This is a genomic window from Myxococcus sp. CA051A, from assembly GCF_013336705.1.
Classification (GTDB): domain Bacteria; phylum Myxococcota; class Myxococcia; order Myxococcales; family Myxococcaceae; genus Myxococcus; species Myxococcus llanfairpwllgwyngyllgogerychwyrndrobwllllantysiliogogogochensis.
In genome coordinates this window covers 140,081-159,154 of record NZ_JABUMS010000020.1, presented here as the reverse complement: position 1 = coordinate 159,154, position 19,074 = coordinate 140,081, and the positions used below count along the sequence as shown (strand labels likewise).

The 19,074-nt window shown below is 66.8% G+C and carries 16 protein-coding genes; 7 read left to right on the top strand and 9 right to left on the bottom strand.

The window, feature by feature from the left end:
* The first annotated feature begins 6 nt into the window (after positions 1-6).
* Positions 7-822 (top strand): isocitrate lyase/phosphoenolpyruvate mutase family protein, encoded by an 816-nt coding sequence (locus tag HUA74_RS38640; RefSeq protein ID WP_174458585.1) that lies wholly within the window; start codon positions 7-9, stop codon positions 820-822.
* A gap of 162 nt (positions 823-984) precedes the next feature.
* On the opposite strand, the gene HUA74_RS38635 is transcribed toward HUA74_RS38640, so the two are convergent.
* Positions 985-1,443, bottom strand: a complete 459-nt coding sequence (locus HUA74_RS38635) for a MaoC family dehydratase (RefSeq protein ID WP_174458584.1) — start codon at positions 1,441-1,443, stop codon at positions 985-987.
* Positions 1,444-1,630: 187 nt separating this feature from the next.
* Here HUA74_RS38635 and HUA74_RS38630 point away from each other — a divergent pair, with 187 nt between their 5' ends.
* Positions 1,631-1,894, top strand: coding sequence for a hypothetical protein (locus tag HUA74_RS38630; protein WP_174458583.1), 264 nt, complete (start codon positions 1,631-1,633; stop codon positions 1,892-1,894).
* A gap of 221 nt (positions 1,895-2,115) precedes the next feature.
* On the opposite strand, the gene HUA74_RS38625 is transcribed toward HUA74_RS38630, so the two are convergent.
* From HUA74_RS38625 to HUA74_RS38610, 4 genes are all read right to left on the bottom strand, one after another.
* Complete coding sequence (locus HUA74_RS38625) at positions 2,116-3,114, bottom strand: hypothetical protein (protein WP_174458582.1); 999 nt, start codon at positions 3,112-3,114, stop codon at positions 2,116-2,118.
* Positions 3,115-3,278: 164 nt separating this feature from the next.
* Positions 3,279-4,874: a caspase family protein gene (locus HUA74_RS38620; RefSeq protein ID WP_174458581.1), complete on the bottom strand. Its 1,596-nt coding sequence runs from the start codon at positions 4,872-4,874 to the stop codon at positions 3,279-3,281.
* On the bottom strand, positions 4,871-5,641 hold the full coding sequence (locus HUA74_RS38615; RefSeq protein WP_174458580.1) for a hypothetical protein: 771 nt from the start codon (positions 5,639-5,641) through the stop codon (positions 4,871-4,873). Before HUA74_RS38615 ends, HUA74_RS38620 begins: the two co-directional genes overlap by 4 nt.
* Positions 5,638-6,189, bottom strand: a complete 552-nt coding sequence (locus HUA74_RS38610; RefSeq protein WP_174458579.1) for an RNA polymerase sigma factor — start codon at positions 6,187-6,189, stop codon at positions 5,638-5,640. Before HUA74_RS38610 ends, HUA74_RS38615 begins: the two co-directional genes overlap by 4 nt.
* A 205-nt stretch (positions 6,190-6,394) precedes the next feature.
* Between HUA74_RS38610 and HUA74_RS38605 the strand changes: the two genes are divergently transcribed.
* Entirely contained in the window at positions 6,395-7,402 is a 1,008-nt protein-coding gene (locus tag HUA74_RS38605) for a hypothetical protein (protein ID WP_174458578.1), read from the top strand.
* Positions 7,403-7,412: 10 nt separating this feature from the next.
* On the opposite strand, the gene HUA74_RS38600 is transcribed toward HUA74_RS38605, so the two are convergent.
* On the bottom strand, positions 7,413-8,066 hold the full coding sequence (locus HUA74_RS38600; RefSeq protein ID WP_141642409.1) for a TetR/AcrR family transcriptional regulator: 654 nt from the start codon (positions 8,064-8,066) through the stop codon (positions 7,413-7,415).
* Positions 8,067-8,121: 55 nt separating this feature from the next.
* Here HUA74_RS38600 and HUA74_RS38595 point away from each other — a divergent pair, with 55 nt between their 5' ends.
* The 3 genes from HUA74_RS38595 to HUA74_RS38585 all read left to right on the top strand — a co-directional run bounded on the left by HUA74_RS38595 (position 8,122) and on the right by HUA74_RS38585 (position 11,711).
* Positions 8,122-8,853 (top strand): nitroreductase family protein, encoded by a 732-nt coding sequence (locus HUA74_RS38595; protein WP_174458577.1) that lies wholly within the window; start codon positions 8,122-8,124, stop codon positions 8,851-8,853.
* Positions 8,854-8,946: 93 nt separating this feature from the next.
* Entirely contained in the window at positions 8,947-10,137 is a 1,191-nt protein-coding gene (locus HUA74_RS38590) for a hypothetical protein (protein ID WP_174458576.1), read from the top strand.
* Between the two features lie 74 nt (positions 10,138-10,211).
* On the top strand, positions 10,212-11,711 hold the full coding sequence (locus HUA74_RS38585) for a tail fiber domain-containing protein (protein WP_174458575.1): 1,500 nt from the start codon (positions 10,212-10,214) through the stop codon (positions 11,709-11,711).
* A gap of 148 nt (positions 11,712-11,859) precedes the next feature.
* On the opposite strand, the gene HUA74_RS38580 is transcribed toward HUA74_RS38585, so the two are convergent.
* The 3 genes from HUA74_RS38580 to HUA74_RS38570 all read right to left on the bottom strand — a co-directional run bounded on the left by HUA74_RS38580 (position 11,860) and on the right by HUA74_RS38570 (position 15,885).
* Entirely contained in the window at positions 11,860-13,737 is a 1,878-nt protein-coding gene (locus tag HUA74_RS38580; protein ID WP_174458574.1) for a metallophosphoesterase, read from the bottom strand.
* A gap of 191 nt (positions 13,738-13,928) precedes the next feature.
* The gene (locus tag HUA74_RS38575; RefSeq protein ID WP_141642414.1) at positions 13,929-15,074 is read right to left on the bottom strand and encodes a cystathionine gamma-synthase; all 1,146 of its coding nucleotides are present in this window, start codon (positions 15,072-15,074) and stop codon (positions 13,929-13,931) included.
* A gap of 49 nt (positions 15,075-15,123) precedes the next feature.
* The gene (locus HUA74_RS38570) at positions 15,124-15,885 is read right to left on the bottom strand and encodes a crotonase/enoyl-CoA hydratase family protein (protein ID WP_174458604.1); all 762 of its coding nucleotides are present in this window, start codon (positions 15,883-15,885) and stop codon (positions 15,124-15,126) included.
* Positions 15,886-16,498: 613 nt separating this feature from the next.
* On the opposite strand from HUA74_RS38570, the gene HUA74_RS38565 reads away from it, so the two are divergent.
* On the top strand, positions 16,499-18,754 hold the full coding sequence (locus tag HUA74_RS38565) for an SIR2 family protein (RefSeq protein WP_174458573.1): 2,256 nt from the start codon (positions 16,499-16,501) through the stop codon (positions 18,752-18,754).
* The last annotated feature ends 320 nt before the right edge of the window (positions 18,755-19,074 follow it).

Below are 19,074 nucleotides of genomic sequence, written 5' to 3'. Positions count from 1 at the left end.
CTGCCCATGCCTGTCGCTCCGCCGAACTCCGCCCGGGACTTCCGTCAGTTGCACGAAGCGGGCTTGTTGCTGCTGGTCAACGCGTGGGACGCCGGAAGCGCCCGCGTCATGGAGAGCCTGGGGGCCAAGGCCCTCGCCACGACGAGCGCGGGCGTGGCCTGGGCCCAGGGATACCCGGACGGCGACCTGCTGCCGGTGAGTCGACTCCTGGACACCGTCGCCGCCATCACCCGCCTCGTGAAGGTGCCGCTGACGGTGGACATCGAAGGGGGCTACTCGGAGGACCCTCACGCGGTGGGCGAAGTGGCCGCGGGGGTGCTGGAGGCGGGCGGCGTCGGCATCAACCTGGAGGATGGCTCGGGCTCGGTGGACCTGCTGTGCGCCAAGATTGAAGCCGTGAAGCGCGCCGCCGCGCGAAAGGGCGCGGACCTGTTCGTGAACGCGCGCACGGATGTGTTCCTGCGGGGCATTGGCCCGGCGGAGCGCCGCGTCGAGGAGACGCTGGCCCGGGCCCGTCGCTATCGCGCCGCGGGCGCGGATGGGCTCTTCGTTCCGGGCCTGAAGACGCCGGTGGACATCAAGGCCATCGTCACGGAAGCGGGCCTGCCCTTGAACCTGATGGCGATTGGCGGCCTGCCTCCCGCGTCGGAGCTCGCCTCGCTCGGCGTGCGTCGCGTCAGCGCGGGCGCGGGCATGGCCCAGTCCATCTTCGGCCGCATCGCGGCGCTCAGCGCGGACTTCCTGCGGGACGGCGCCTCCGCGCCTCCGCCCGAGGCGGGCATCAACTATCCCGCGCTCAATGCCCTGATGGCCCAGCGCTGAGCCGCCGTCGCGCGGGCGGACAACAAGACGGCGCGGTGTCGCTCGCCCACGTGGAGGGGCGCACCGACGTCGGGTCCAGCCAGCGCCAGGCAGGTGAAGCGTAGCCGCGCCGATGAATGGCGCGGCCCTTGCCACCGGTGGTTCCCGAAAGATGGCTCGCGGCTACTTCGCCGCGCCGCCCTCGGGCCGTCGGGCGAACAGCGCGTTGGCGACCTCCGTCATCACCACTTCGCCATTCTGGTTGCGGACCTCGAAACGGAACTTGATGGCGCCGCGGTCCGGCTTGCTGCGCGACGGCGTGGTGGAGAGGACCTCGAAGCGCGCGCTGAGCGCATCCCCGGGACGCACCGGCCGCAGCCAGCGCAGCTCGTCGAGCCCCGGTGAACCCAGGCTCGCGGACTTGCCCAACAGGCTCTCCACCGCGAGCTTGTGGCAGATGGAAGCGGTGTGCCATCCACTGGCGATGATGCCGCCGAAGATGCCCTCCCGACCTCCCTCATCACTCAGGTGGAAGGGCTGCGGATCAAACTGCTTCGCGAAGGCGATGATCTCCTCCCGGGAGACCACGTAGGGCCCGGCCTCAATCGCCTCACCAGGTTGGAAGTCGTCGAAGTAACGCATGGGACTCCTCGGATACGGGTGACTCTTGCTGCGTGGCCCCCTGGCGCATTGCATAGGCCGCTCGCGGGGCCAGGGCAACGCATTGCGGCGCCCTCTCCCTCGCGAACCAACTATCCTCGACTTTCTGGACTGGTTGTTTTCATGACAGACTGGCGTGGCCTCGTCAGGCACTGCCAAGGAGACACGCATGTTCGCGAAGCTGCTCAAGAGCCAGTGGTCCATGGTGCTGTGCATGTTGCTCGTGGTGGGGCTCGCCGCCCTGTCCATGGGTGAGCCTCAGGCCGCGCTCGTCGAAGTGGAAGGAGACGCGACGTGTGACCTGGAAGTGAGCACGCCGCCGGAGGGCATGCTGCTCGCCGACAGCGAGCACGCCAACGCGGCCTGTCGTCCCGGCTGCGTGGGTCCGTGCTGGTTCTGCCTGCTGGGTGTCTGTGAAAACCGCTGTATGTAGACAGTCCTCGGAGCGTTGAGCCACCCAGCATGGATGGACGCGGCCAATCTCTGCTCAGAAGTGCCCCATGAATCCGTCGCCTGGGATTCATGGGCTCGCGGAGTCAGGGGTCGCGGTCCTCGTCACGACAGGCTGTGACACTCGGAAGTCTTCCGTGCCGCCGTCGGGTGACTCGTCGCGAAGGGGCAGCGCACCCGGCCTGCCCCCTCGCGGTCCTCACCTCAGGGCGCGGTCACCGGGCAGGGCCACCACGCGGGAGGAGAGGCCCGGTCATCCCAGGCGCCATCCCAGTAGTCTCGCAGCGTGTACGCCACCGTGTTCGCGGCGGTGCAGAAGCGCTCCGGATGGGGGTTCACGAGCAGCACCTGGTCGAGGCGCGACACGGGACGGATGTACGTGCCGCAGCGCTGGGTGCTCCCCGGCGGTGGCGGCCCCATGGTGGAGGCGCGCACCGAGTCCACGAGGACGCTCGCGTTGGGCAGCTCACAGGCCATCTGCTGGAGGGCCTGGCTCGCCTTCAGGACGACGTTCACGTCCACCTTGCGCGTCGTCACGAAGCACTCCTCGGAGGTAGGCGTGTAGCGCATCGTCACCACGGAGTACCCCTGGGGAATCTCCGGGCAGTTCGGGAAGTCCAGGTGGAAGAGCGGGTGGAGCGCGCCCTCGCGAAACATGATGAAGGAGCTCTCCGTCTGTTCTCCGTCGAAGCCCTCCTGAAACCCGACGACGATGTCAGGGCTGGAAAGAGCCTCGGTCGGGACTCGGTCCAGCTTGCCGTTGCCGTTGCCGTCCACGTAGGCCATCACATAGGCCATGCCCAGCCGGGAGCCTTCCTCCCCCATCAGTGCTCCAGGCTCCGGCAGGCGATTGAGGGGCATGCTGAAGGAGTTGGGGAACCGGCCGTTCACCTTCACGTCCACCCCGGGATGGTGGAACGACGACCTGGGGCTCAGCCGCGCGCACTTGGAGATGCCCTCCGGGTACGTTTGCTGGACCAGGCAGTCCACGACGACCTTGGGCCAGGTGTTCCAGAGCAGCGCCGCTCGCAGCCGGTCGGAGTTGGAGTTGCCCAGATCGAATGAAGCGCTGGATTGAAGCGTCCCCTCCAGCGTGAGCAGCGGCTCATCCCCCGCCTCGTCCCCCAGGACACCGCCGCACCCCGCCAATGCCAGTGAAAGCAGGCCCCACTTCCAGAAACCGCGCTCCAGCCTCGTCGTCATATGGCCTTCCTCTCGGTGCATGGGAGCAATCCCATGTCGCGTGACAGACACCGGCCAGGAGACACGCGCGCCGTGCTTCGAATGCGCTCGGGCCACCTGAACGATGCGAGAAAGGAGACGCGCGGACAGCGAGGCGTGGGACATCCCTTTCACGCGCTTCCGTGTCACAGCCCCCAGGTGCAACCCAGCAGCAGTTGTGGCGCGAGTTGCGTGCGGAGCTTTTCATCCTCGCGCATCAACGCGACATGGCCGCCCAGCCGAGCGAAGAGGCCCGTGCGCGCCCCCACCGGCACCTCCGCGGAGAGCGAGGCGAACGCGGCTGCTCCCGCGCCCGTGCGTGTCCGCCGCGCGGGCAGCCCCAGCTCCCGGCGTCGCTCCGCGTCCGGGCTCGTCGCGCGTTGAACCAGGCCCAGCACTCCGAGGCCCGCATGGGCTCCGGCCCAGACACGTCCCAAGGAGCCCGCCACGCCCAGGCCACTCCACAGCCCCAGCTCCAACTGCTCCAGGTCCTGAGCGGTGGTTGAGCCCCGGGTGGCTCCCAGCGTGAGGCCCCCGAGGAAGGACACTCCCAGCCCTCCCGTGCCCTCGCGCGCGAGCAGCACGCCCACCTGCGGCCCCCATCCGCCCAACTGCGTCGAGGAGCGGCCCGCGCCCAGCGCCGCTTGAAGTCGCCAGGAGCTGGCATCCAGGAGTTCGCCCTTGCGCTGGTGCAGGGCCAGGGTGCGCACCTCCAGGGACTCGGGATTCAAGCGCTGCCTCTCGCCCCAGTGCAGGTACACCTTGCCGTAGAGCACCTGCGAGCCACGCCGCACCTGCACGCGGTAGCGCCCCGAAGGCAGGGCGATGCTCACCGGGTCCTCGGCCCGCGGCTCCACCTCCGCCATCACCTGCAACGTGCGCTCGTCCACGAGCACGACGCTGTCCCCCACCAAGGGAGGAAGTTCGAGGTGCGCGTGGGCTCGCGAGAGCGTGGTGAGGAACAGGTCTCCTTCTCCCGCGAGCTGGCTGGACAGCTCCGGGTGCTGCACCGCCGCCGTGGAGCCATGGGAGCCCGCGAGCGTGCGGTGGTAGACGTGGCCATATGCTTCCGTGAGGGTGACGCGGCCATCGGCGTCCACATCCGCCGCGCCCCGCAGGCCCGAAATCAGGTGGTGCGTGAAGAACGAGCCCCGGAGGCTGTCCGACTCCTGCGCGACCTCGTGTGCGCCGGCGGAGGCGATGAACACGCGGCCCTCCGGCCCCACCTGTCGGAGGAAGGAGACATCGAAGGCGGGCGCGGACTTGAGTCCCTTGGACCGGCCGCGCACGAGCGCGCCACTGTGACACGCATCCAGCATGGCGATGGTGACGGTGGCCGGGACTTCGGCGAGCAGCCGTTGCAGCTCCGCGAGCGGGAGGGCCTCCCCACCCAGGCGCAGCGCGGCCTCGTCTCCATGACCCGAGTAGAAGAAGAACAGCAGCGTGCGCTCCCCGGCGCGTCGAGCCTCCTCGATGCGGCCTCGCATCCGCGCCAGTCCCAGCCGGAGATTCGAGACCGACTCACCGCGCAGGAGGATGCGGCGGTCCTCGGGCACGCCGCCAAGCTGGCCGAAGACCGCGTCCATGCGTTCGGCGTCCTGCTGGGCCCAGCGAAGGGGCTCATCCGTGTCCCGGCCCAGGTTGTGTCCCACGCTGATGGAGAACCGGTTCTCCGCGCTCGCGACAGAGGCGGCGAGGAGGACGAGCAGACCTCCGAGCACGCGAGCGGCCCCGGCGCTCAAGGCAGTTCCTTGGGCAGCGCGCGCACGGCGTGGCGGGTGCCGGGCAGCGGCGTGAGTGGCGGTGGGAAGTCCGACTCTCGCGCCGCCTGTTCCAGCCAGCGATGGATGGCCTCTGGCGACGGTGCATCACGGGCGTCGGCCGCGAGCACCACCACCAGCGCCTCCTGCTCGGGGGCGTCATCCAGCTCCAGGCTCCCGGGCAACACCCACCGCCCCGGCACCATGGACAACGTGCCACCCGTGGCCGGAAAACCCTGGAGCGGAGTGACGCGGCCACGCTCACTCACCGCCAGCACATAGAGCGCGCCCCCCTCCACGTCCTCCACCTCCACGCGCACCCTGTCGCCGGAACGCAGCACCGCGCCGGGCCCCTGCTCGAAGACGACCTCGCCTCGCTTGACGAGCACCCGCGCGGTGAGGCCACCGCGCACGCGCACCCGCTCCACCTCCTGGAGCGAATGAAGCCGTGGCAGCACCGCCGCCAGCACCACGCCGAGCACCAGCACGGGCTGGCTCCAGCGCCAGAGCATCCGCCAGCGGCTCGGACGAGGCAGCTCCAGACGCGCGCGCACCGGCCCGAAGGGACGCACGAGGGCGAAGGCCGCCTTCTCCGCCCGTCGCTCGCGCAGGTGCGCGGCCAGCGCGGGCGAGGCCCTGGCCGCCTCCTCCACGTGACGAGCCTCTTCCGAAGAGAGTTCGTCACACAGGTAGCGCTCCACCAGGAGGTCCGGCACGCCCGGAAAGTGAGGAATGGATGAGGTGCTCATGCGGAGGCCGCTCCCTTTCGCGGCTCAGGACGGGGGGCGACTTCCAGCAGCCGCCGTGCGGTGTCGAAGAAGGCCTGGAGCTTGCGCTGCACCGTTTTGCGCGAGACGTCGAGCAGCGTGGCGATCTGCTCCTGCTCCAACTCGTCGATGAAGCGGTGGGCCACGATGCGCTGGACGTCCTCCGGACAGTGGGCGAGGACGCGTCTCACCAGGTCCGCATCCACCAGGAGCCGCTCCAGCGTGGCCTCTGGGGAAGCGTGGGCGTCCGGAAGCGGAGCCAGTCGCGTCAGCGCGCTGGTGACCTCCGTGCGGCGGCGACGCAGCACCGAGAAGCACTGTCGGTCCGCCACGGTGAGCAACCACGACAAGGCAGAGCCGGCGGCGCGGAGCTGCGTCAGGTGCGCGTGGGCGCGGAGGAATACCTCCTGCGTCGAGTCCCAGGCCAGCGCGTCGTCGCCAAGCAAGCGCAGGCAACGCCGATGCACGGCCTCACCGTAGCGACGGTAGTAGCCCTCGGTCTGCTCGACCTCGTTCACTGGCTCGCGCACGCAAGGACCTCACCCTGGGCCGACACCTGCCCCCACAGTCAGTCTCGCCCGGCGCGGGCGTCGGGGGAGGCTCGACCCACGAAGCGAGACGCATGACCCTCATTCCGTGGGACATTTCCCGAGCCCATTCTTCTCGGCTTGACGGGAAGCAGACGGCTCGTTCCAGGCGGGCGGGCCTCACCGGCCACCCTCGGCGGAATCCTCCATGACCCGGTATGCCAATACGCAGGTGATGTGCGCCGTCTGCGCCAGCGTGAGCGAGCAGCGCACCCTCCAGTGTGTCACGAGCTTCGAACGCCCCGACCTCGATGGTCGCCCCTCCGAGATGGCACGGTCGACCATGGACACCTGGCTCGAGAGGTGTCCCTCCTGTGGCTACTGCGCGGCGAGCCTCGCGAAGGCACACGCCAGTGCCCGGGAGGTGGTCCCGTCGGAGGCCTACCGCGCGCGACTTCGCCATCCGGAGGCGCCGGTTCTGCTCAACCAGTTCCTGTGCCTGGCGCTCCTCCATGACGCGGCGAGGCTCGCGCGAGACTCCGCCGCGGTCCGAACGCATGCCGCATGGGTAGCGGATGACGCGGGCCTGGAAGCACTCGCCCGACGCTGTCGCTCCGAAGCGGCCGACCTCCTCCTGAATGCGCCCCCGCTCAAACATTGGGAAGACCGCGAGGACCCTGATTGGCGAGGCTGGCGTGGCGTCCGGTTGGTGGATGTGTTGCGCCGCGCGGGCCGTGGCGAAGAAGCGCTGCGTGAGGTGGACCGCGTCCGCCGGGTGGGAGCATCCTCGCTCATGAAGCAACTGCTGGCCTTCGAGAGCGCCGCCATCGCACGGGGCGACACGGGCCGGCACACCGTCGACGAAGGACTGGGGCTTCCCCTCCCCCTGGAGCGCCGGCCCGCCGATGACCCGCTCCTCCAATATCTGGTCGACAACTACCGCCGACTCTTGACGGACACGGAGGAGAAGGCCGCGCGGATGGAGACCTTCAACACCGAAGAGGGGCCACGCTGGGCCACGGACCAGCCGGAGATTCTCGCGCTGCTCGCCGAGGGGAAGGCGGGGCTGGGCCGTGCCCTGGAGCGCAGACTCCTCGCGGACCATCCGGACAAGGTCGTCATCAACCGCTGTTCGAAGTGTGGTGCCCTCGCGCGGACGGCCAAGGCCCGCCAGTGCCGCGTGTGCCCCCACACCTGGAGAGAGACACCTCGCTGAGGCGGGCCCGTCAGGCTCCCCGCGCGCGCGTGCGTGAGCGCGCCGGGGCCGCTCGGCGAAGGTAACGGTCGAGCAGGCACACCACCTCACTGGCGAAGTCAGGTCGGTCCAGCAGCTCCGGCCTCGAAGTGGCCGCCTCGTGAATCACCGCGTGCAGCGTCACCCGGACGAAGAAGGCCGCGAGCGGCAGGTCCGTCACGTTGCGCACGAATGGGGCCAGCACCTCCCTCCAGAACCGGTCCACCTGCGCATCCGGCACCTCCGAGGGAGCCCGGGCCGAGCGCGGCAGCTCCTCGGAGAAGATTCGGTGCAGCTCCGGCGCCACGCGATGCTCGGCGATGGCCCCCTCCACCACGAGCTCGAGCACGCGCGGAAGCGTCTTCTGCGCCCGCAGCGCGGAGATGGCCCCCTGCATCCCCTCCCGTGACTTCGCGACATGTCGCCGCTGGAGTTCCACCACGATGGCTTCCTTGTTGGGGAAGTACTGGTAGAGCGAGGCGATGTTCACCCCGGCCCGCTCCGCCACGCGGTTGGTGGTGAAGCCCTCCCAGCCCTCGCGGACCAGAATGTAAGTCGCCGCTTGCAGAATCGCGTCGACCGTCGCGACGGAGCGGTCCTGCTTGGGCTGTTTGCGGGGAGAGGTCCTGGGCTTTCGCGCGGCCATCGCTGGGTCCTGAATGCAAGTTGTGAATCCAAGCTCCAACTTACATTCTTGACACATGACAGACCAGACCCATACCGAGCCTCGCTGGAGCCACTTCTGCGAGGTCAACGAGCACCGCCGCGCCATCCGCGATTTCGATGGAGTCCCCCTCCCGGACGAAGACGTGCGCGCGGTGTTGCAGGCCGCGCTGCTGGCGCCGTCGAGCGGCAACCTCCAGCCCTATGAGCTGCACTGGCTGCGGGACACGGACCTGAAGCAGCGCGTGGCGGAGGCCTGCCACGCCCAACGCGCGGCCCGGTCCGCGTCGACGCTGGTCGTCGTCGCCGCCAGCAGGCGCATCGGCCTCAGGACAGCGGCGCGACAGCTCGAGCACGTCGAGCACGCCACGGACCTGGATGCCCGGTCCAGGACCTATCACCTGGGACAGGTCCGCAAGTTCACGCGCTTCCTGAAGCTGGCCCCGCTGCTGCTCTGGACGCCGATGCGCGCCCTGCTGTCGCTGCTGAATCCCGTGCACTCGCTCCTGCCCATCGGCACGTCGGGCATGCGCAACTGGGCGGCGCGCAGCGGCATCTACGCGGCCCAGACGCTCTTGCTGGCGGCGTCCGCGCGCGGACTGGACTCGTGCCCCATGGAAGGCTTCGACGCCCCCAAGGTCGCCAAGGCGCTGGGGCTGCCGCGCGGCACGGTGATTCCGATTGTCATCGCCCTGGGCCATCGCAGCGCGGACGCACGGCTGGAGCCGCGCTGGCGCAGGGCGCTCACGGACGCGGTCATCGAGCACTGAAGCTGTCCCGCAGAGTCCTCCACGAGCAGGCGGGGCACCGGGCCTCGCCCCTCCGTCGCTCCTAGCTTCAAGAGGAGACGCTGGAGGTGCGTCATGCCCAATCCCCACACCCTGTTGAGCAGCCCGGAGCTGATTGCCCGGCACATCATCGAATACGGCGCCACGGTGGACGAGCAGCCACTGGAGGCGACGGCCCTTCCCAGAGGCCCCCTGCCCGCCGAGGTGGCCCTGGGGCTGACCTGGCCCACGGGCCTGGAGCCGCGTCCCCGACGACTGCCGACCACACCCGAACCCGGCGCCGCGCTTCCGCAGGCCGACTACCTGGTCGTCACGTGGACGGTCGCCGAAGTGGAGGCCCTGGCGGACACCCTCACCCCGGGCGTGCGGCGCACCGCCTGGTACCCATACGACAGGAACTTCCAGAGCCACTACCAGCCGCTCATCCGCAAGTCGGCGCCCGCCCAGCGCGTGCAGCGCCTGGGAAGCTGGTTCCTCACCGACATCGGTGGCCGGAGCGTGCTGTGCTTCAAGTCGGAGCTGCACCTCAACCAGGACGGCGTGCGCACCGGCGTCGGCACCGCGACGCTGCCGGTGAAGGACCTGTTCCACCAACTGCTGCGGGAGGTGAAGCCTCGCATGGTCATCACCGTGGGAACCGCCGGAGCGACGTTCGCGGACCACGAACTGGGCGACGTCATCGTCACCCGAGCCGCCCGCTTCCGCCTCTCCCAGGAGTTCCGCAACGAACCCTTCAACGACAAGACATACCGCTGCGAGATGGACGTCCCCACCCGCTTCTTCGACGACGCGGAGCGGCTGATGGCCCAGCACGCGCCACAGCTCGGCGAGCCGGGCTTCGGGCCGCCCACCAAGCGCTACGCCTTCGACGGACCCTTGCTCCAGGGCCCCCGCAACTCCCCCGACATCAAGCTCGATGGCAGGGACCTGCCCGCCTTCCACCCCATCCTCACCACGGACTTCTTCGAGTTCGGCACCTCGCGAAACGGCCTGGAAGCCGTTGGCGCGGGTGTGGAGATGGGCGACGCGGTGCTCGGCATGGTGGCGGAGGAGCTGGGTAACACCGCACCCCTGTGGCTCGTCATCCGCAACGCCTCCGACCCTCAAATCAACGGAGACCTGCCGGATGCGCCCAGCCGGCTCGACATGCAGGCGCACTGGGCCGTCTGGTACTACGAGGCCTACGGATACTGGACCAGCGTCAACAGCGCGCTCGCCACCTGGGCGGTCATCGCCGGGCAGACAGCCCCCGGGGTACGACACTGAAGGCAGTCCATCTCCCGAGATGACCTGGCGCGTAGGGCGGTAAGCTCCCCGCCCTATCTGCCTGGAGGCATCGAATGAAGGTCGGGACGTGGCTGGCCGCGCTGGGAGTCGTCTTCGCCGGCCTGGGCTGTGGTGGGTCCGATGGTGTGAACGGCGCGCAGGGCGGCCAGGGACTCCCGGGGCCCCAAGGCGCGGCGGGGCCTCAAGGCGTCGCGGGACCCCAGGGCGTCGCGGGGCCTCAAGGTCCCATTGGCCCCGTGGGCCCATCCTGGCAGGTGGGGACAGGGTTGGAGCTGAAGGACGATGTCCTGAGCCTCCGGTACGGAGACGAAGCCACCGCCCCCGTGCCGAGCAGCGACCCGCGCCTCACCGATGCGCGCCAGCCCCTGCCGGGCAGCACCAACTACATCCAGAATGGCGTCCTCGCCCAGGACGCCTCCTTCTCGCTGTCGGGCACGGGCACCACGCGCGGGCGGATGACGACGCGCTCCGACCTGCTCGTCGATGCGGCGACGGCCATCGCCACGCCCACGTCCCTCCTGAAGCTCCAGAACACGACGTCGGACGGCGTGAGCTGGACCGCGTTCCCCCTCTTCACCGTGGACTCCGCCGGTGGGCTGCTGGTGCGAGGCGAGCAGGGCCAGGGCAAGCTCCCCATGACGGGCAAGGGAGCCCGCCTCATGTGGGCGCCCCACAAGGGGGCCTTCCGCGCGGGCAACGCCGACACCCAGTGGGATGAGAGCGGCGTCGGGTTGTTCTCCTGGGCGGGCGGCACCCTCTCCACCGCCAGCGGGAAAGCATCGTTCGCCATGGGTGAGAGCTGCATCGCGAGCGGCGAGACCTCGACGTGCCTGGGCAAGTCCAGCAGTGCCAATGGGGCCAGCAGCGTGGCCCTGGGCCTTTCGAACAGCTCAAGCGGCCTTGGGGCCTTCTCCGGGGGACTCTTGAACGTCGCCTTCGGCCAGGGCGCCGTGGCCCTGGGCTCGGGCGTCACGGCGAACGCCGACTACAGCATCGCCCTCGGTCAAGCGGCGTCGACGAACGGCCACACCGGCTCGTTCATCTGGGGAGACCAGTCGACGGTCGCCGTCATCAACAACACCGGCAACAACCAGTTCATGGTGCGCGCCGCGGGTGGTATCCGCCTGCGCGTCACCGCGGACGCCAGCGCGGGCTGCGACCTGGCGCCGGGCGGCGGCAATTTCACCTGTACGTCGGACCGGAACCAGAAGGAGGGCTTCCGGAGCGTCGACGGCGAGCTGCTGCTGGCGAAGGTCTCCGAGCTGCCCATCTCGACCTGGCGCTACAAGCAGGAGCAGTCCGATGTGCGGCACCTGGGCCCCATGGCACAGGACTTCCGGGCGGCCTTCGGCCTGGGCGCGGACGACACGAGCATCGGCATGCTCGATATTGGCGGCGTGAATCTGGCCGCCATCAAGGCGCTGGAGGTCCGCACGCGGGAGCTGCGCGAGAAGACCGCCGAGGTCGACACCCTCAAGGCCGAGCTGGCCGAGCTGAAGCGCGGTCTGTCGCGCCTGGAAGCCGCCGTCCACGCACAGGCCGCGCGCCCGTAGCCATCCGGACTTGCGCCACGGCACGCGGCCCTGGAGCCGTCGCGCCGTGGCACCCGCGCTCCACCACCGCTGGAGCGATGAAGGGCCTCCCGACTCCAGGGAGGGAGCACGGGAGTCCCTGTTCAACCCCGGCGTCGTGATGCCGGGCCTACTCGGACTCGGGGGCTTCGGTCCGCGCGGGAGGCTCGGGCGCGTCGGCCACGTCCTCCAGCCGGTCCGCTGGAGGCAGCGGAGGCCGAACCCTCAGGCTCTCCGGCATGTGGGCCGGGTCATCCACGGGTCCAGGCACCGTCTCCATCGGCTCCAGCTTCTGGGTCTGGGACGACGTGCGCACCGCCGGCAGCGACTTCGTCACCGTGAGGGTGTCGCGCACAGTCCCCGTGGAGGTGATGAGCCGCGCCATCAGCGTGCCGCCGTCCACCACCACATCCATGAAGCCATACACCTGGTTGTCGCGCAGGGCCGTCCACGAGGGCTGGCTGCCCGCGAAGGGGCGCAGTGTCGCGCCGCCGCTGCCCACCACGACATGGGGAATGCCACGCGTGCCCGACGGCGCCACGGCGTCTCCCTTCATCGGCTTGCTGCGCTCGTAGTTGTGGTCATGCCCGGTGAGCACCAGGTCCACGCCATACTTCTCGAAGAGCGGGCCGTACGTGCGGCGCATGGTGAGCTGCGAGCCGTGCTCTCCGCTGGACCAGGGCGGGTGGTGGAAGAAGACGACCTTCCACGGCAGCGCGCTGGCCGCCAGGTCCTGCTCGGCCCACGTCTTCTGCGCCGCCGCCGAGCACCGGTCCGACGACGCCATTCCGATGGCGCAGTTGGAGTCGAGCGCGGTGAAGTGCACGTTGCCCCAGTCGAACGAGTAGTAGCGCTCGCTCTTCGCCGGGTTGTTGGTGGGCAGGTAGAAGTTGTCCAGGTAGGGCTGCCCCTGGTTCGTCACGTACTCGTGATTGCCCAGTGAGGGGAACACCGGCACCTCGCGCAGCAAGGCCCCCATGGGCTTGAACATCCGGTCCTGGAACTCCTGCTCGGTACCGGAGGAGTAGGCGTTGTCCCCCAGCGCGACGAGGAACTCTCCGCGCCACTCCGGCTTGTTCATCATCGCCATCACCTTCGACTGCGCGGAGCCGCCCGTGCCGAAGTCACCCATCGTGGTGAAGCGCACGCGCCGCGTCCCCGGCGCCGAGGCCGTGCGGAACGTCCGCAGCCCCGTGACGGATCCACACGCCTCCACGCTGTAGCCATACGCGCGGCCCGGCTGCAGGCCCTCCAGCTTCACCGCGTGACGCCAGCCCGCGACGGTGGCCGTCGCCGTGCGCGCCAGCAACGTGCCCTCGCCGAAGCGGACGAAGGGCGTGCAGGACACGCCGGAGCGAAACACGACGATGGCGCTCGTGGGCCCCACGCTCTGGAGGTACGGCAGGCGCGGCAACACCGGCCCGGAGTCCGCGGTGGGCGCGGGCGGCACGGTCTGCTCACCACACGCGCGCGTCTCCGCGATGGAGGCCCAGTCATTCACCGTGTTGCCATTCACGGTGATGCGCACGTAGCGGGCCTTGCGCGCGCTGAACGCATACGTCTGCGCCTGGTTGTTCAACGCGCTGTCGGCCGCATATGCCTGGGTGAAGGTGCCGCCGTCCTCGGACGTGGAGAGGACGAAGTGGTTCTGTCGCTCGTTGCCCCGGTGCCACGCGACGGTGGTCCCCACCAGCGTCTGGGACTCGCCCAGGTCCATGATGAGGAACGCGCCCTTGCCTGGGCCACTCCAGCGCGTGTCCAGGTTGTCGTCCTGCGAGTTGGCCGCGACGCTGCCATCACCGTCGTCACCGCTCGCCGTCACGGAGGCGGTGGCGAGCATGCGGCAGTCGGGCGCCGTCAAGGCGGCCTCGGAGACCTGTGACTCCGTCGTGGGGATTTCAGGTGGAACGACGTCCTGGTCGGCGGACGCGGGGAGCTCGTCGCAGCCAGCAACGGCCGCGAGCAGCACGCCCAGGAAGCATGTGGAGAGATTGCGTCGGTCGCTCATGATGGGAGCCCAAACGGAACCCATCTGGCGACATTCCATTTGTGAACACTCGCCCTTCCCCCCAGGCGGCAGGGCAGCCGAGCGCGAGCCACGGCTGGCAGGGCATGGACAGACGAAGGGCCTCCGCGCGTCCCAGGTGCGAGGGAGCGGGGAGGCCCTTGGAAGCCCGCAAGGCGCGGGGGCTGACGCGGTTACTTCACCGCGTCGAGCGCCTGGGACAGGTCATCGATGAGGTCTCTCGAGTCCTCGATGCCTACGGACAGGCGGATGAAGCCATCGGCGATGCCGAGCTTCTCGCGCGTCTCCTTGGGCACGGAGGCGTGGGTCATGATGGCCGGGTGCTCGATGAGGGACTCGACGCCGCCGAGCGACTCCGCGCAGGCGAAGACCTTCACCGTCTTGAGGAAGCGGCGCGCCGCCTCCAGGCCGCCGTGGATGTCGAACGTCAGCATGCCGCCGAAGCCCGTCATCTGCTGGCGCGCGAGCGCGTGCTGCGGATGCGTCTCCAGGCCCGGGTAGGTGACCTTCTTCACCTTGGGGTGCGTGGCGAGGAACTGGGACACCTTCATCGCGTTGTGCGCGTGGCGGTCCATGCGGACATGGAGCGTCTTCACGCCGCGCAGCACGAGGAAGCTGTCGAAGGCGCCGGACACGCCGCCCACCGCGTTCTGGAGGAAGTACATCCGCTCGGCCACGTCCTCGCGGCTGGTGCAGACGAAGCCGCCCACCACGTCGCTGTGTCCGTTGAGGTACTTGGTGGTGGAGTGCGCCACCACGTCGAAGCCGAGGTCCAGCGGGCGCTGGAAGTACGGCGTCATGAACGTGTTGTCGGCGACGGCGAGGATGTTGTGCTTCTTGGCGACCTCGGCGATGCGCGCCAGGTCGATGAGCTTGAGCATCGGATTGGTGGGGGTCTCCACCCACACCATCTTCGTCTTCGGCGTAATCGCCGCCTCGAAGGCTCTCGGGTCGGACAGGTCGACGAAGGAGAAGTTAAGGCCGCAGCGCTTGTAGACCTTGTCGAAGAGGCGGAAGGTGCCTCCGTAGACGTCGTCGGAGACGATGACGTGGTCACCGTGATCCAACATGTGCATCAGCATGTCCGTGCCCGCGAGGCCGGAGGCGAAGGCGGCGCCGTACTTCGCGCCCTCGAGCGCGGCCAGACAGTCCTGGAGCGCCTTGCGGGTGGGGTTCTGCGTCCGGCTGTACTCGTAGCCCTTGTGCTCCCCGGGCCCGTCCTGGACGTAGGTGGAGGTCAGGTAGACGGGGGTCATGATGGCGCCCGTCGTGGGGTCCGGCTCCTGACCGGCATGGATGGCGAGAGTGTCGAAGCGCATGGGCGGGGGAGTAACACAGCCCCCTGGGCCGTGCATCAGCCCCGCTGCCCTACTCGAACGTCCCGTGCCGCCCCGCCCCCTTCGCGAAGCGGGTGGCCCCGGCGATGGACTCCGATTCCAGCACCTTCACGCCCCCCACGAACTCCTGACGCAGCGCTTCTTCCAGGCCCAGGCCCCCCTGGGCGTAGGCCGAGGCCCGGTCCGCGTTCATGCAAGCCTGCGGAAACGCGGCCACTTCCCGGGCGAGCGCTTCGGCTGCCTCGCGTGCCTGCCCCCGGGGCACCACGCGGTTGACCAGTCCCATGGCCAGCGCCTCCTGAGCCGACACGGGGCGTCCGGTGAGGATGAGGTCCATGGCCCGGGACAGGCCGATAAGCCGGGGCAAACGCACGGTGCCGCCGTCGATGAGCGGCACGCCCCAGCGCCGGCAGAAGACGCCCAGCACCGCGTCCTCCTCCGCCACACGCAAGTCGCACCACAACGCCAGCTCCAGGCCACCCGCCACGGCGTGGCCTGAAATCGCCGCGATGACGGGCTTGCCCAGCACCATGCGCGACGGGCCCATGGGGCCGTCTCCGTCGACTTGAAGGCGCGGCATGCGGCCCTCGGAGACGGCCTTGAGGTCCGCGCCCGCGCAGAAGGTGCCACCGTCGCCGTACAGCACCCCCACGCGCGCGTCGGAATCGGCGTCGAAGGCGCGGAAGGCCTCCGCGAGGACCTGGGCGGTGGCGCCATCCACCGCGTTGCGCACCTCGGGCCGCTGGAGGACGACGGTGGTGATGGGGCCGCTCTTCTCGACGCGCACGCGCACTACTATAATCCGCATTTGCAGAGCTTCAATCACCCCAACAGTCCTGAACGGAGTTTGGACTGGATTGGTCGTTGGCATGGATTTCCCTGCTTGAGGGTCATTGTTCGCGAACTCGCTTCTGGCGCACTTAGTCAGTACGTGGCCGCTTGCCAGCTGCGTCGTCGCTCAATGTTAAGCTAGGCTGAGCCTCACAGGACGAAGTAAGTCACGAATCGCAGCAGTTACTGGGGAGGGATTCGAACGGAGAAAAACCCACCTCCGTCCAACACCAGACCAGAGCACCACTACACCAGCAGACAACCAAAGCACATCCAGCACCACAGCCCATCACCACAATCAATCTCAGAATCCAACGAAAATGACAAACACAACAAGCAACATACTGGAATACCTTAGATTCCAACTAGAAACCGGACGCGCCACATTATTCACAGGCTCAGGCTTCGCACTAGGAGCGCGCGATCTCGATGGAAAGCTTCTTCCTACGGGCCCTGGACTTGCCGACGAACTATGGCAACTCTGCTTTCCGGGAGAACCCAAAGACCCGAGCAGCAGCCTTCAAGACCTATTCCATGCTGCGCAATCAACACAAGGAAAAACACTTGAGCGATACTTGCAGCGCAGATTCTCCATAGATGCGAGCTCCCTACCGCAGCACTTCGAAACGGCCTTTTCGCTCCCCTGGCGAAGAATATACACTCTCAATATTGACGACCTAGAACTCGCCGCTGCGCGGCGTTTTAAACTCCCTCGCGACATTCTTCCAATCCAGGGAATTGCCAAGCAAACTGTCGATGGGGGACACCCCACACGCGCCAACAAGCTCGAAGTGGTTCATCTGAACGGCAGGATTAGCGAAGGGGTTAGCGCGGTCACGTTCTCAACCCCACAATATGCTGAACGAGCAGTCACACAAGAGCCCTGGTATGCCAGGTTCGCAGCAGACCTGCTCTCGCTTCCATTCGTCTTCATTGGCACACCCCTCGACGAGCCTGTTTTGTGGCAACACATTGAGTATCGAGGGACCAAAGGACACCGAGGACTTCGAGAACTCCGCCCTCGTTCCTTCTTGATTGCCCCAACACTATCGCGAGCACGTCAACTCCTGCTCGGAGAATACAACGTAGAATGGATCCAACTAAAGACTGCCGAATTCATTGACCAGTTCCTCAATCAACTTCGTTCGACCACATCAAAGGGCTTAACTGCATTAGGGGCCGGTGCGGCTAGCAGTGGACGCGCGCCCTCAGTTCCCTCGGATGTCTCTGCTCTCATAGCCTCACCAAGAACAACCCCGTCAATATTTCTTCTCGGCGACGAGCCAGACTGGTCCGACATTCAAGCAGGCCGAGCCATCGAACGCAGCATCGACAGTGAAATCTACACCAAAACAGATGAGCTACTTGCCCACCGAAAAATACCCGAAGGAGCAAAGCGCGCCTCGCTTTTAACAATCACAGGCACAGCCGGCTCTGGCAAGAGCACGGCCGCCATGCGATTAGCAATGCGCCTCACCGCTGCCGGTCACGTCGTAAAATGGGTCGCCAGAGAAACAGATCTAACGCCTCGAGAAATCAGAGCCAGCGCACAGACAGCCACCTCCCCATTCATCCTCTTCATTGATGACGCAGATCAATTTGGAACAGAGCTTGCCAGCATAATTTATGACATTTCCGAGACAAAAGACACCCAACTCATCGTAGCAACAGTACGATCCAGTAAAGTTGACAAGGCACTCAACCCAGTTCGTCTCGAGGATCTACATCGAGCTGAGATGACGTTGCCACACCTTACCGACGCGGACATTGGCGCGCTACTCGACATATTAGACCGCGAGAATAGACTCGGACAACTCAAGGGGAAACCGCGGCACCTCCAAGAGAAGATTTTTCGAGACAGAGCCGGGCGTCAAATCCTAGTTGCGATGCTTGAAGCCACCTCAGGCCAGCGCTTTGAGGACAAGGTAGTCGGAGAATGGCGGGAACTCAGCAACGAAGGCAAGGAGCTATATGCACTGATTGCGGCAGCCACAGGGCTCCGACACACCCTAACAAGGGAAGACCTACTGGTTGCACTTGGCGATCGTAGCAACCTCACACTGAACGCACTTGACATCCTCATTCGCAGAAACATCGTTGCCTCATCCACCGACGGCCGACTCAGAGCACGCCATCGCATAATAGCCGATACGCTCATCGACGAAATCCGACAACACGGAAACATCCTAACCAATGTCTTCTCTCGTCTAGCATTTCTCGCCTCGGTTCAAGTAACGCCTCAGATGCATCGAAGCAACAAAGCATGGCGATTCCTCAAGGCGGTAATCAGCCATTCTTTTCTATTGCGCCTAATAGAGCTAGAGGGGGCGAGAGCGGTATATGAGACAATTGAAAACAATCTGGCTTGGGAGTCCCACTATTGGCTCCAACGCGGCAGCCTTGAGGTCGAAGAAGGAGACCTAAGACTGGCAGAAAACTTCATCCAGCAAGCGCATTCAATTCTCCCCGACGACCCCTTTGTTGCGACCGAGTACGGGTACATGCTTTTCAAGAAGGCTGTGTCTCAACCTCAATCAGTCAATGCTGCCTCTTGGGTTAGTGAGGCCCTCAAAATCCTTCGCGACCTCATAAATGCCCGCGGCAAAATCGACCGCTATCCTTATCACGTACTCGGAAGCCAGTCGCTGGCATGGTCGAGACGGGCAAGCCTAAGTAAGGACGACAGGAAAACCCTGCTGCGCAGCGTATTGCATGACCTTGAAAACGGCGTGCAAAATCATCCAGGAGAGCAAGACCTCGCAACACTCATCGTCGACGTTAAGCGCGAGGTGCTCAGCCTCGAAGTAATTCCAAACCTACCCGGCACTTAGCATTTCAGGCCCATTTAAACGTTCCATGTTTACGCAAGCTCTCCTGCGCGGGGACTATTGCGAGAATGGGTAGACATGCAAATACCCGATCGAGCCATTGGACCAGACCACTCGGACTCTGGCTCACCTCCCCGCAGATGCTCGTGCGCAATCCATTGGCATGCGCCTATCCGACAGAGCAGAGGTGATCTCAGAATTGCCTCAAGAGAATGCAGCTATTTTCGGGTAGCCATCTGCGATGCACCCCCACAAAAAGGCGGGCGAGCCACGGAAGAAAAATGCGGCTCAATGTGCCCGTCTTCCACAGAGGACACGCCTGA

Excerpts from the sequence above, each read along its gene's own strand:
- HUA74_RS38640 (WP_174458585.1), top strand. The coding sequence starts at position 7 with ATGCCTGTCGCTCCGCCGAACTCCGCCCGGGACTTCCGTCAGTTGCAC.
- HUA74_RS38635 (WP_174458584.1), bottom strand. The coding sequence starts at position 1,443 with ATGCGTTACTTCGACGACTTCCAACCTGGTGAGGCGATTGAGGCCGGG.
- HUA74_RS38630 (WP_174458583.1), top strand. The coding sequence starts at position 1,631 with ATGTTCGCGAAGCTGCTCAAGAGCCAGTGGTCCATGGTGCTGTGCATG.
- HUA74_RS38625 (WP_174458582.1), bottom strand. The coding sequence starts at position 3,114 with ATGACGACGAGGCTGGAGCGCGGTTTCTGGAAGTGGGGCCTGCTTTCA.
- HUA74_RS38615 (WP_174458580.1), bottom strand. The coding sequence starts at position 5,641 with ATGAGCACCTCATCCATTCCTCACTTTCCGGGCGTGCCGGACCTCCTG.
- HUA74_RS38605 (WP_174458578.1), top strand. The coding sequence starts at position 6,395 with ATGACCCGGTATGCCAATACGCAGGTGATGTGCGCCGTCTGCGCCAGC.
- HUA74_RS38600 (WP_141642409.1), bottom strand. The coding sequence starts at position 8,066 with ATGGCCGCGCGAAAGCCCAGGACCTCTCCCCGCAAACAGCCCAAGCAG.
- HUA74_RS38595 (WP_174458577.1), top strand. The coding sequence starts at position 8,122 with ATGACAGACCAGACCCATACCGAGCCTCGCTGGAGCCACTTCTGCGAG.
- HUA74_RS38590 (WP_174458576.1), top strand. The coding sequence starts at position 8,947 with ATGCCCAATCCCCACACCCTGTTGAGCAGCCCGGAGCTGATTGCCCGG.
- HUA74_RS38585 (WP_174458575.1), top strand. The coding sequence starts at position 10,212 with ATGAAGGTCGGGACGTGGCTGGCCGCGCTGGGAGTCGTCTTCGCCGGC.
- HUA74_RS38580 (WP_174458574.1), bottom strand. The coding sequence starts at position 13,737 with ATGAGCGACCGACGCAATCTCTCCACATGCTTCCTGGGCGTGCTGCTC.
- HUA74_RS38575 (WP_141642414.1), bottom strand. The coding sequence starts at position 15,074 with ATGCGCTTCGACACTCTCGCCATCCATGCCGGTCAGGAGCCGGACCCC.